Raw genomic sequence first — 11,975 nt, forward strand, 5'->3', positions numbered from 1 at the left:
GAGAAAACATGAGCGAGAACATGATCGGATGGGAACGCGGTTCCGACGGCATCGTCGTACTCACGATGGACGACGCAGGCAAGAGCGCGAACACGATGAACGATACGTACATCGCGTCGATGGCCGCCACTGTCGAGCGGCTCGAAGCCGAGAAGGACGACATCACCGGTGTCGTGATCACCTCGGCCAAGAAGTCGTTCTTCGCGGGCGGCGATCTGGGCGACATGACGGCCGACCCCGGCGATGCAGACAAGCGCGACGTCGCACGTGCCTTGACCGAACGGATCGACGGGATCAAGGGCGTTCTGCGACGGCTCGAGACTCTCGGTCGCCCCGTGGTGGCCGCGATCAACGGCGCAGCTCTCGGCGGCGGCTTCGAGATTGCGTTGCACACCCATCACCGCATCGCAGCGGACCTGCCGGGCACCCGAATCGGTCTCCCCGAGGCCACGCTCGGATTGTTGCCCGGGGGCGGCGGGATCGTCAGAACGATCCGGCTGATGGGAATCGATGCCGCCCTGGCGAAGGTATTGACGAAAGGCCAGCAGCACTCGGTGGCCGACGCGACGAAGCTCGGGCTGATCGACGCCACCGTTGCCGGTGTGGACGAGTTGATTCCGGCGGCGAAGGCGTGGATCGCCGAGAACCCGTCGGCTGTGCAGCCGTGGGACGTCAAGGGTTTCGAGATTCCCGGTGGTGGACCGACCGATCCTGCCGTTGCTCAGAATCTGCTGGCCGCAACGGCATTGCTGCGTAAGCAGCTCAAGGGCGCACCCGCCCCGGCACCGAGGGCGATACTCGCCGCCGCAGCGGAGTGCGCGTCGGTCGACGTAGACACCGCGGATCGCATCGAGACCCGCTACTTCGTCTCTCTGATGACCGATCGAGTCGCACAGAACATGATTCGTGCGTTCTTCTTCGACATGCAGACCATCCGACGCGGCACGTCACGCCCGGCCGGCCACGACACGTTCACCGCCCGTACCGTAGCGGTCGTCGGGGCAGGAATGATGGGTGCCGCCATCGCCTACGTGTGCGCCAGGGCCGGTATCGAGGTCGTACTGAAAGACCTCGACCAGGCCGCTGCTGACCGCGGAAAACTCTACGCCGAGAAGCTCGAAGCGAAAGCCCTCGAGCGGGGGTCGACGACGGCCGAGAGGTCGGCGGCACTGCTCGACCGGATCCGGCCGACCGCGGACGCGGCCGACTGCGCCGCAGCCGATCTCGTGATCGAAGCGGCATTCGAATCCGTGGACGTCAAAAATCGGGTGTTCGGGGAGCTCGACGGTATCGTTCCCGCCGATATCGTCCTCGGCTCCAACACCTCCCAGCTTCCCATTTCGATCTTGGCCGACGGCGTCAGCCGACCCGAGAATTTCATCGGAATCCACTTCTTCTCCCCTGCCGACAAGATGCCCCTGGTCGAAATCATCCGTGGCCGAGAGACTTCCGACTCGACAGTGGCCAAGGTCGTCGATTTCGTGTTCCGGATCGGCAAGACCCCCATCGTCGTCAACGACAGTCGTGGGTTCTTCACCTCACGGGTGATCGGCGCGTTCCTCGACGAAGCGATGGCCGCGGTCGGCGAGGGCGTCAACCCGGTATTCATCGAGCAAGCGGGTGCGCAGGCCGGCTACCCCGTCCCACCTCTGCAGTTGATGGACCAAGTGACTTTGTCTCTGTCGCAGAGGATCCGCAAGGAGAACGAACGCGCGCTGGCGAGCGAAGGCAAGCCGCCTCGCCGACACGGCTCGGATGCGGTGATGGACAAGATGGTCGGAGAACTCGATCGTCCCGGGCGTGCCGGCGGCGGCGGTTTCTACAGCTACGACGAATCGGGCACGAGAACCGGGATCTGGCCGGGCGTACGCACGTCTTTCGATTCGGGTTCGACTCGAATTCCTTTCGTGGACATGCAGGAACGGATGCTGTTCGCCGAGGCGATCGAGGCGGTCAAATGCCTCGACGAAGGTGTGTTGACGAGCGTGGCCGATGCGAACATCGGGTCGCTGCTGGGTATCGGATTCCCGTCGTGGACCGGGGGCGTCATCCAGTACATCGATCAATACGACGGCGGGCTGCCCGGCTTCGTCGACCGAGCACGAGAATTGGCCTCGAAGTACGGGGCTCACTTCGAGCCACCCCAGTCTCTGGTGAACAGAGCAACGCGCGGAGAGCGTGTCCATACACTCGCGTCCTGAACGAAGAGAGAATGCTGTGAACGCACTACGTCGATCGGTGATGTCCGTCGGAATTGCCGCAGTGACTCTCGTTGCTGCGGCGTGCGGGCAATCCTCGCAGGAAGCCGAATCCGGACCGGTACAGGGCACATGGGACGACGTTGTGGCCGCGGCCGGTGCCGAAGGGACCGTGCACCTGTACTCCAGTCAGCATCCCGAGAACCTCGCGACACTGGAGACCGCTTTCGAAGCGAAGTATCCCGACATCGATCTCGAGTTCACGCGCGGCAGTGACGTCGAGCTCAACCCGCGGGTGGAGACCGAAGCCCGGACCGGCCGTGGAACGGCCGACGTACACATGTCGACCGATCCGGCGTGGATCGCGACTGCGTCCGAATCGGGCACCTACTCGACAACGATAGTCGGGCCGGCCTTCGACGACTCGGCGTACGCTCGGTCGACCAGCGTGCTGAACGATACGTTCTTCCTCACCAGCGCAGCAATATTTGCGCTCGGGTGGAACACCGATGCAGTTCCTGCCGGGCTTTCCTCCCCGCAGGACCTGTTGGATCCGGTGTTGAAAGGCCGGATCGGCGTCGTGAATCCTGCCGGGTTCGCCGCGGTTGTCGACGAGTACCGATTCTTCGACGAGAACTGGACCGGTGGCGGTTTCCTGGACAAGCTCGCTGCGCAGGAACCTCGGGTCTACCCGGGCGCGCTGGCCGTCGCTCAGGCATTGAGCTCCGGTGAGATCGCCGCATCGCCGATGGTGCCGCCACTGGTCCGGGAGAAGGACGCAGGCGCACCCGTCGACTGGACACTTCCCGATCCGGCGTGGGGTGCGCCGTACTACTCCCACGTGTTGTCCTCGGCTCCGCATCCCAATGCCGCACAAGTGCTGGCCGACTTCATGGTGTCGGCCGACGGGCAGCGCGCTCTGTCGAAAGGCTACGGCAGCGCCTTGCCCGACATCGAGAACTCGGTCGCGTCGGCCCAGAACATCCCGCTGCCCGATACGGATTCACTGACGCCCGAGAAGGTCTCGCAGTTCCAACAGGAGTGGGAAAGCAAGTTCAACTGAAATCTCGGACTCGAAGGAAGCCCAGCGCGACCATGAACAGCCGAACCCTCTGCCTCACCTCATATCCGAGCGGAAAACTCACGACCGAACAGCTGGAGCTGACGGACATCCCGCTCGCCCCACTGCTCGATGGCGAAGTGCTGGTACGAAATACCTGGCTCTCGATCGATCCGTCGATTCGTCTGCGATTGGGTGAATCGGCACCGTCCGGATATCTCCCACCCCTCCGGAGCGGAGATGCGCTGGTGGGATTGGCACTCGGCATCGTCGTCGAGTCACGGCACGAGGACTTTCGGCCCGGAGATCTGGTGTCGCACATGCACGGCTACCGCGACTTCGCAGTGGTTTCCGCCGCGGCCGGCGGGCTGGGCGGCGCGGGCACCCTCACCAGAATCGACGCCCACGACTGGCCCCAACAGTGGTATCTCGGCCCGCTGGGCAGTTCCGGCCTCACGGCCTATGTCGGCCTCTTCGAGGTCATGGGCATCCGACCGTCCGATACCGTCTGGATCTCGGCCGCCGCAGGAGCAGTCGGCAGTATCGCTACCCAGCTCGCCGCCCACCACGGGTGCACGGTGATCGCGTCCGCAGGCAGCCGACGCAAGGCCGATCACCTGGTCGATGCCCTCGGAGCCTCCAGCTCGTTCGATTACCACGACGGCGACGTGGGCAGCCTGCTCGCGCGGGCTGCCCCGGACGGGATCGACGCATACTTCGACAACGTAGGCGGTTCTCACTTCACCGCCGCCCTCGACGCGCTCCGACCCCAAGGACGGGTCGCGATGTGCGGCGCAATTTCCACCTACGAGTCATCGAACACGTTGCCGTCGAACCTGTTTCAGATCACCGCCAAGAGCTTGTCGGTACGAGGGTTTCGAGCCGGCTCGTTCGGCCATCTCTACGACACGATGCGATCCACTGTCGGAAGCCGACTGACCGACGGAACCATGATCTACGAGGAATCGATCTACGACGGCCTCGAGCACGCCTCCGCCGCACTGGTCGATCTACTCAACGGACGAACCAGCGGAAAGACGCTGTGCCGACTGTGAACCTCTGACGCACCGGTTCAGAGCGGTCCGGCGTTCGACTGCACGACGCGCGGCGGCGTCCATCGCTCGCTCAGGGCATCCTCGGCCGGTTGATAGATCCTCAGGACCAGGAAGAACGGATGCTGGGGCGCCGGAAGCCAGGCGTGGTCGGGACGGTCGGTCGTGAGCGGCGATGCGCTCACTGTGATCGTCGACGGTCCCGATGCTCCGTCGCCTCCATTGACCGCTGATCCCACCGAATGCTTCTTCCCGGGTGCGTCGTACAACCAGCCGGTCTTTGCGTCGTAGAGTGTGATGCTCCAAAAGGCCTGTGCCGGAGGTAAAGCGAAAAATTCGATGCGGTATTCATCTCCGCCTTCGCACGACAGTCGTTGTCCATCGTGGTCGACGTAGGTGTTGTACGAGCAGTTCTCCTCGACAACGTTCGCGCCGAGACCGACGTAGTTCATGACCGCACGTGCAAAGAAGTTGTGCCCGTGTGCACCCTTGCCGAGCACCCGCGTCCAGCCGGTTTCGGTACGACGCCCCAGCAGCGATCGAGAGCGGGACAACATCGTCATCGCTGAATCGAAACCCTGTTCCAGGCCTTTCTGTGTGTCCTCATCGAGGTCGTGCACGGAAAAGGTGCCCGTACCCACCCCGAGCTGAAGAAATTGGTGCACGTGGGCTATGTCGGTGAACGGCACTCCGTTCACCGACAGCGACACATCGAGGGCCGTGAAGAACGCCTCCGAGGAGACTTCGACCGCACGAGGATCGACCGCCGGCCACGCGTGTGCCGACGCGGTCGGTGCGTCGATCGTGACCGCATCCTGCAGACCGTGCACGGTCGGCAGGTCCGAATCTCCGAACGCCTGTATCCGCATCAACAACCACATGATCGGTGTGGCGACTCTGAACACCTCCATACCGTCGGGAACCGAACCGGTCCAGTCCGAACACGCCACGAGCAACGCACGCGGCTGTTCGGGGTGCGTACGCCGACTGACATTGCTGGCGTTGCTGTAGGCGTCCAAAAAATTCAGCGTGTAGTACCGACTACCGAAATCGGGAAGTACGACGACGATCGGTCCATCCGAAAGGTCCAGCCAGGCATTGGAATACAGCGTATCGACATTGGGGACCCGGAAGGCCTGGAAATCTGCACCGGCAATCGTACGCTCGTGAACCAGAGCGTTGAGCGCCCAAGGCCCGTCGCTGACGGCCGGGGCACACGCGTCGCACATCCCGGCGTACTGATACACCGATGGCAAGCCGTAGACCACGGCGTGCATCGCCAGTGATTGCGCCCAGTGCTGCCGGTCGATGGCCTCCGACGGGTGTACGTCCGCCGCATCGATCGCAGCGATCTGATCGGCCGAACTCGGGTCGTAAGTGCGCATCGGTGAAAAGCCTCGTCTCGTCGAACGATCACACCGCCCTTGGGAAGTGATTGACATCACGTACCTTACCTGGTGAACTGATCTCAGTTCAAACAGGAGGACAACACATGCGACATTCGGTCCGGACGAAACACATCATCGCGATGCTCGTCGCCACATCGACCGTCGCGCTCAGCGCGTGCGGATCGTCGGGCGGAGACACTGCATCGGTGGAGGGAAACTGGGAAGACGTAGTCTCGGCGGCCGAGGAAGAAGGCTCGGTGACGCTCTACTCGAGCCAGAACACCACCATTCTCGACAGTGTCGAAGCCGCATGGAATGTGAAGTATCCCAATATCGCTCTCGAGTACGTGCGAGGTACCGATGCGGACCTCAACCCGCGTGTCGAGGTGGAGAACAAGACAGGAAAGGGGATCGCCGACGTCCACGTCGTCACCGATACAGCGTGGATCGCGTCCGCCGCGGATTCCGGGAGTTACTCACAAGAGCTACGCGGCCCGAGTTTCGACAACCCCGAATACGACCGGGACTCCAGCATCAAGAACAATCGCTTGTTCCTGAACGTCGCGGCCACCTTCGGCATGGGCTGGAACACCGATGCGGTTGCAAACGGCCTGGCCGATCCCCGAGATGTTCTCGACCCCGAATACAAAGGGCGCGTGGGCGTTGTCAGCCCTGTAGGCATCGCATCATACGTCGATCTGTACCGCTTCTACGGCGAGAATTTCGGCGACGACTTTCAAGAACGGCTCGCCGCGCAGGAGCCGAGGATCTACCCCAGCGCCCTCGGCATCGCACAGGCGCTGACATCGGGCGAAGTAGTCGTAGCGCCGATGGTGCAGCCGCTGGTTCAAGAGGTGGCGACCGGTGCACCGGTGAATTGGGCTCTTCCGACCCCATCGTGGGGTACCCCCTTCTACGGTCACGTCACCTCGGTAGCGCCACATCCCAATGCGGCTCAGGTTCTGGCGGACTTCCTCGTCAGCACGGAGGGACAAACTGCGCAGGCCATCGGAGTAGCGACAGCACTGCCCGGTATCGCTGGGGCGACGGCTGACGCACACGATGTACAAGCCCCCGACCCCGAGCAATTGACCAAGCAGTACGTCGATCAGCAGTCCGCGGAGTGGGAACAGCAGTTCGTCAGGTAGCGACCAGCAGCCGATCAGAATCGAGCGCAGGCCGTGACGGGATCGCACCGTCACGGCCTGCGCTTTTTCCACATCACCGTGATGACGCGGTCCAGATGACGAAACTCAGGGCGATCAGCCCGAGGGTCGGAATCAACAGTGCGATGGCATGGGCACGAAACGGAAACGCCGGCGGCCTCAGCCTTTCGGCACCGGCATTACGTGCGGCTCTCGTCCGCGCGACCCATCCCGAGATCAGCAGCACCGCCGCGCCGAAGCTGACGAGGACGGCCAGCGCGACCAACACCGGCTGGCGAGTGTGCGCGCTCAGGCGGATGCCGATAGCTGCACACACGGCGACCGCCGACTCCGTTCGCGCCCACGCCAACTCGGTTCTCTCGACTTGCAGACCTCCGTCCCCGAGTGTGCCCCCAGGCCGCCCGGAGGGACGCTCACGACGGCCTCGCCGCATCATCACAGGACGGACCAGAGCACCAGAACTCCGACCGTTGCGAGAATTGCCGCCAGGGGCAGGGCGATACGAGGAGACGGAAGGGCCTCCGAGTTGCGCATGGACTTCTCGGTCCGCGCCCAGCCCCACCAGGCATGTAGTGGAACTCCGATCGATGACGCGATCAGCATCACCGAGGCGACCACACTCGGCGTGGACCCGCCCCCGATGTCGAAGACCTGCAGAGCCACCCCGGCTGCCATCAACGCAAGTGACGTTCGAATCCACGCGAGATAGGTTCGCTCGTTCGCAAGACTGAAGCGTGGATCGGGCTCGACACCAACGGAATACACCGACCGGGGAAATCTGCGACGCGTGCCGTCTTTCACATCGACCTCTCGAACTCCACTGCAATCGCAGCATCGCCGTGTCCAAGTTTTCACGTATTACAACCTTCGATACGTGCTCCAGACTACAGTGGAGGTGAATTCAGTTCATCTCAAGGGGGCCTCCGTTGCTCGACACCGAATCAGAACGTACCGATCTGCGCGACGATGCGTGCGCACTCCAGGTCTGGGGATTCCCCGTGATCTTTGCCCAACGCCTCCGGCTGCGGTTCACCGATCCGTCGAGTCCACACTCCCAGCGGCCTTCCACGTCCGCCGGTGCCCCACTGAATTGTCTGGGCCACCAACGTGAACTCTCGAATCCCACGCTGACGGCCGGTGTCGCCCCGAATGTCGACACGCTTTACTCGTTGGCGTTCGTCGACCTGGCCTCCGGCACCTTCGAGCTACGCCTACCGGACTTCGGAACCCGTTACTACAGCGTGCAGATCGGCGAGGCGGACTCGTCCACCAATATGGTTGTCGGACAGAGGACTCACGGGTCTCGAATCCCTCAGATCACCTTGTTTCGACCGACATCCGCGCCGACCGAGGTTGCGGACGGATGGATCGCCTGTCGGTCGAGATTCGTGATGATCGCCATCCGAATTCTCGTCGATCCATCCCGGGGCGGAGACATGAACACGGTGAACGAGCTACAGAACCACATCGTTCTGTCCGGCCCGCCTACACCGCCGGCTGCGCGTGCCGACCTCGCCCTGAGCAACGTCGACCGTTCCGACGAACTGCGGCGTCCCGTCGAATTCCTCGCTGCCCTCGATCAAGCGATCGGCAACCTTGCCGATTCGGACGTACCGAGCTGGGTAGGCAAGGCGTACCGCCGTCTCGTCGATGCACTCGACCGCGATGCGCCGGAGCACGACATCGCCAGCGGCCTACAGACCGGTCTCGGAGACATTGCTGCGCAGGTGAAATCGATGGGCCGCATTGTCAACGGCTGGGCAATCAACGACGCCGGGGCGGACTTCGGCGCAGACGATCTCCTACGGGCCGCCGTTGCTTACTCCCAGATCTACATCAACCCGGCAGCCGAGGCTTCTTACCCTGTATGCGAGCAAGACGAGGAGGGCCGTCAGCTCGACGGCTCGAACAACTACACCATCACTTTCGGGGCCGACCAGTTTCCACCCGCGGACTATTTCTGGTCTCTGACCGTCTACCACGCGCAGGGACTGCTCTACGCCAACGAACTCGACCGGTACGCCATCACCGACCGCACACCGGGCCTGAAACACGACAAGGACGGGTCACTGACCATCGCGGTTCGAACGACCCGTCCGTCCGATGAAACCACGCCCAATTGGCTACCTTGCCCGCCTGGCGAATTCAGACTCATGCTCAGAATTTACGGACCCCGGCCGGGCAGCTGGTCTCCCCCACCAGTGAACCGAGAAGAGTGAGCTGGTTCAGCGTGTTCAGCAAACCATCGATGCCGCTGGCGTATGGCTGGTCCAATTCCGTCTTCGCCGAGCAAGATCCGCATGCGCCCTGCCAGATTATTTCGGCAGGACTCGGCGCATGATGGAACGTGCCGCAGCGACGACGGTCAACCGGTCGTGGGTCAGTAGGAACTCGAACCGACGGTCGTGGTCGGCCCCGTCGTCGCCTAGGTCGCGGGCTATGAGCGCAGCGCAGTAGTGAGATCCGACGATCGTGATGGTCCATTCGCCGACGAACCGTTCATCGGGGTGAAGTTCCGCACCGCGCACACCTGCTGCGGGTTCGGTGTCCATCCCGACTCCCAAGGCCGCCACGAACGGGTTGACAGCGGCAAGCCTCGCATAGCGGTCGGCCACCGACTGCGTGAACCACGCCGAGTCTTGAAATGCAGCCTGAATGGTGAGCGGATCGGGCATGTGGCGCGCGTGATCTTCGAGTTGCCGGGTCAACGCCAGCAGCAACGATTTACTACCCACCTGCGCCGACGAAGTTGTCAGAAGGTCCGACGGAACTGAGGGCACCGCTGTGTCCGCTCGCGCGTGCGCACCTGATTTCACGGACAGGGTGGGTCGGGCAGAGATGGCACCCGAGTGCTGCCGGTCTCCGAGGGTCGGAAGCGGCGCGGGACGGCCGAGCATCCAGCCTTGTCCGAAAGCGGCTCCGAGCGCGGTCGCACGACGAAGGTGAGCATCTGTTTCGATGCCTTCCGCTACTATTCGTGCCCCACTCGACTCCACGTACGCAGCGACGGCGAGGACGACGGCAGCCTGCTGCGGCGATGGATCCGACTGCGAGAGAGTGTAATCGAGCTTGATGATGTCCGGGGCGACGAATTCCAGCAGAGCGAGCGAGTCGGGATGCGATCCGACATCGTCCAGGGCTATCAGACAACCGCTCTTTCGAGCACGCCGCACCGTTTCGAGTAGCTCGGCGGGGTCGGCCAACAGTGAGCGCTCGGTGAGCTCGACTACGACATTCAACCGGGTCGCAGCCGTACCGATGATCTCACGCGCGTACGCGGGAACGATGCGCGTGGAGAGCGGCTCGATATTGATGAACAGCGAAACATCCTCTGACATACCGGCATCGAGTGCGCCGGTCATAGCAGCGCACCGGCAAGCCCAATCGACCTCGTCGATCACTCCGCATTCGGCAGCACTCGAGAACACAACACCGGGGTCCACCGACGGGTGGCCCGGCCACCGTGCAAGAGCTTCGTAGCCGACTACGTTGCCACTGTCGAGTTCGACGATCGGTTGGTAATGCGGGCGAACGGACCGAGGATCCGCGAGGATGCTGCGAACGGCGCTGGAGTTCAAGGTTTCCTCGTGCTCCTCTTCATCATGGTCGGGCCGGTCGGTGACCAGGAATCGCGTCTGCGGCCGTAGGTGCAGCAACTGTGGCCCGGGAGGCACGGCGCTGGCGGTACAGGTCCCTGTCTGCATTTTCGATCACATCGGCGACTGTGTCCCTCTCGCGCGCGAACGCGATGCCGCATGTGATCGCTATGTCATCGCTTGCGCGAAGTCTGGCTTCGATTACATCGGTGGTGTCGTCGATGTCGAGAGCAGCCGGACCGAGCACGGAGAAGATGAACTCGTCGCCGCCGTACCGCAACAGGGTGTCGTCGCAGTCCAAACGATCGTCGATGACCTCGGCGACCCGTCGGAGTATGCGATCACCGGCCGGATGTCCGTCGGTGTCGTTGACGGCCTTGAGGCCGTCCACATCGACAAAACAAACGACCATGGCGGTACCCGAGTCGCGGGCGATACCGAGGCTGCGTTCGAGTTGACCGATCCCCGCGTCCCGGCGGTATGCAGAGGTCAGCTCATCGGTGGCCGAAGTACGGCGATCATGCGCTGCTGCGATTCGATCCTGGCGGGACGCGGACCCATCCGCGCCGGCCCGGGCACGGTCACCGGCCGCCGTGAGCCGATGCGCTCGGCCCCGCCTGTGGCACTGATCGTGGGATCGGTCGTCACAATCCAAGCTCAGGGCCACCGCGTCACGGGCATCAGCAGCACGGTCGGCTCGATCGGCTACGACGTCGCGAGCCGCTGCCGCGACGTCACGATCGTCACCGGCATCCGGCACGGGCCGAACACACGGGGGCGAATGGCTGCATATCCGAGGCACAAGCAACTCCTGACAATTCGAGACCTCACACGCAGTGAACGACTGTCGCGGAAGTAGGCGCGCACGGGCCCCCCGAGCCGGTTACTGAAGCCTACGGCGAGAAACTACGCCGCGCTGACCGACAGCCCAGTTCACGGTCGAAGCCGTCGGGCCGAATCGGTCCCGTGCGCTGTGCGGGCACCGACCTCGCCGACAAGATCCAGACCGGCGAGAGATGTCCCCTCGATGGCACGTGGGCGCGAGATGCAGTGCATCGGTGCCGTCGCCCCTGGGAGCATCGCGAGGGTATGTTTTGGTGTATGAGCTCGCCGTGTCGCGTGAGACCAACGGGCATCGAGTCGCTGCATCAGGACCGCGAAGAGGGAGGCGGCATGGCCGAGGAACATTCCACACGGCCGCTTTTTCGCAACGGCGCCGGCAGCGCCGCACTGATCCTGGGCATCATCGCTCTGGTCTGCGCGTTCGTACCCTTCATCGGGGATTTCGTCGCTATCCCCACAGGGGTCGCCGCGGTGGTGTGCGGGTGGGTCGGCGTCGGTCGGGACGAACAGGGCCACGCGACCAATGGCCGCGAGGCCATGATCGGCGCAGCTCTCGGCGGCGCGGCCATGTTCGTGGTGTTCGTGGCGTACGCGGCCACCGTCGTGTGAGCGATGAGCAGTAATACGAAAACCTCTGTTATCGATTGCTGTGCAATACCTCTCGCACGATTG

The 11,975-nt window shown here is 63.3% G+C and carries 11 protein-coding genes; 6 read left to right on the forward strand and 5 right to left on the reverse strand.

All coding sequences use genetic code 11. The features are described 5' to 3' along the window. The first annotated feature begins 8 nt into the window (after positions 1 to 8). Genes CH291_RS02370 through CH291_RS02380 form a run of 3 tightly spaced genes read left to right on the forward strand, consistent with a single transcriptional unit; the run spans position 9 to position 4,313 of the window. Positions 9 to 2,201, forward strand: coding sequence for a 3-hydroxyacyl-CoA dehydrogenase NAD-binding domain-containing protein (locus tag CH291_RS02370; RefSeq protein ID WP_094686619.1), 2,193 nt, complete (start codon positions 9 to 11; stop codon positions 2,199 to 2,201). A 40-nt stretch (positions 2,202 to 2,241) separates the two neighbouring features. Then, positions 2,242 to 3,261 carry an ABC transporter substrate-binding protein gene (locus tag CH291_RS02375; protein WP_094686761.1) on the forward strand — a complete coding sequence of 340 codons (1,020 nt, stop codon included), beginning with the start codon at positions 2,242 to 2,244 and terminating at the stop codon, positions 3,259 to 3,261. Between the two features lie 32 nt (positions 3,262 to 3,293). Next, positions 3,294 to 4,313 (forward strand): NADP-dependent oxidoreductase, encoded by a 1,020-nt coding sequence (locus CH291_RS02380; protein ID WP_094686620.1) that lies wholly within the window; start codon positions 3,294 to 3,296, stop codon positions 4,311 to 4,313. A gap of 17 nt (positions 4,314 to 4,330) precedes the next feature. On the opposite strand, the gene CH291_RS02385 is transcribed toward CH291_RS02380, so the two are convergent. Then, positions 4,331 to 5,695, reverse strand: a complete 1,365-nt coding sequence (locus tag CH291_RS02385) for a DUF1254 domain-containing protein (protein WP_176460572.1) — start codon at positions 5,693 to 5,695, stop codon at positions 4,331 to 4,333. A 107-nt stretch (positions 5,696 to 5,802) separates the two neighbouring features. On the opposite strand from CH291_RS02385, the gene CH291_RS02390 reads away from it, so the two are divergent. Further along, positions 5,803 to 6,846, forward strand: a complete 1,044-nt coding sequence (locus CH291_RS02390) for an ABC transporter substrate-binding protein (RefSeq protein ID WP_256980703.1) — start codon at positions 5,803 to 5,805, stop codon at positions 6,844 to 6,846. A gap of 73 nt (positions 6,847 to 6,919) precedes the next feature. Here the strand turns inward: CH291_RS02390 and CH291_RS02395 are convergent, their stop codons facing one another. Both CH291_RS02395 and CH291_RS02400 read right to left on the reverse strand, forming a co-directional pair. Continuing rightward, positions 6,920 to 7,300 carry a DUF202 domain-containing protein gene (locus tag CH291_RS02395; protein ID WP_094686621.1) on the reverse strand — a complete coding sequence of 127 codons (381 nt, stop codon included), beginning with the start codon at positions 7,298 to 7,300 and terminating at the stop codon, positions 6,920 to 6,922. Beyond that, entirely contained in the window at positions 7,300 to 7,629 is a 330-nt protein-coding gene (locus CH291_RS02400) for a YidH family protein (protein WP_231893899.1), read from the reverse strand. Before CH291_RS02400 ends, CH291_RS02395 begins: the two co-directional genes overlap by 1 nt. Positions 7,630 to 7,790: 161 nt before the next feature. Here CH291_RS02400 and CH291_RS02405 point away from each other — a divergent pair, with 161 nt between their 5' ends. Further along, positions 7,791 to 9,083, forward strand: coding sequence for a DUF1214 domain-containing protein (locus CH291_RS02405; protein WP_094639723.1), 1,293 nt, complete (start codon positions 7,791 to 7,793; stop codon positions 9,081 to 9,083). 96 nt (positions 9,084 to 9,179) lie between these two features. Here the strand turns inward: CH291_RS02405 and CH291_RS02410 are convergent, their stop codons facing one another. Further along, positions 9,180 to 10,442, reverse strand: a complete 1,263-nt coding sequence (locus tag CH291_RS02410; protein WP_179276427.1) for a sensor domain-containing phosphodiesterase — start codon at positions 10,440 to 10,442, stop codon at positions 9,180 to 9,182. A gap of 22 nt (positions 10,443 to 10,464) precedes the next feature. Then, entirely contained in the window at positions 10,465 to 11,220 is a 756-nt protein-coding gene (locus tag CH291_RS02415) for a GGDEF domain-containing protein (protein WP_179276428.1), read from the reverse strand. Between the two features lie 413 nt (positions 11,221 to 11,633). On the opposite strand from CH291_RS02415, the gene CH291_RS02420 reads away from it, so the two are divergent. Beyond that, complete coding sequence (locus CH291_RS02420; RefSeq protein WP_068046628.1) at positions 11,634 to 11,912, forward strand: hypothetical protein; 279 nt, start codon at positions 11,634 to 11,636, stop codon at positions 11,910 to 11,912. The last annotated feature ends 63 nt before the right edge of the window (positions 11,913 to 11,975 follow it).

It is taken from the genome of Rhodococcus sp. 14-1411-2a (assembly GCF_002259485.1).
Taxonomy (GTDB): Bacteria; Actinomycetota; Actinomycetes; order Mycobacteriales; family Mycobacteriaceae; genus Rhodococcoides.

Bases quoted from the DNA above. Each gene is read 5' to 3' on its own strand.
- CH291_RS02375 (WP_094686761.1), top strand. From the start codon at position 2,242: ATGTCCGTCGGAATTGCCGCAGTGACTCTCGTTGCTGCGGCGTGCGGG.
- CH291_RS02390 (WP_256980703.1), top strand. From the start codon at position 5,803: ATGCGACATTCGGTCCGGACGAAACACATCATCGCGATGCTCGTCGCC.
- CH291_RS02395 (WP_094686621.1), bottom strand. From the start codon at position 7,300: ATGATGCGGCGAGGCCGTCGTGAGCGTCCCTCCGGGCGGCCTGGGGGC.
- CH291_RS02380 (WP_094686620.1), top strand. From the start codon at position 3,294: ATGAACAGCCGAACCCTCTGCCTCACCTCATATCCGAGCGGAAAACTC.
- CH291_RS02385 (WP_176460572.1), bottom strand. From the start codon at position 5,695: ATGCGCACTTACGACCCGAGTTCGGCCGATCAGATCGCTGCGATCGAT.
- CH291_RS02420 (WP_068046628.1), top strand. From the start codon at position 11,634: ATGGCCGAGGAACATTCCACACGGCCGCTTTTTCGCAACGGCGCCGGC.
- CH291_RS02370 (WP_094686619.1), top strand. From the start codon at position 9: ATGAGCGAGAACATGATCGGATGGGAACGCGGTTCCGACGGCATCGTC.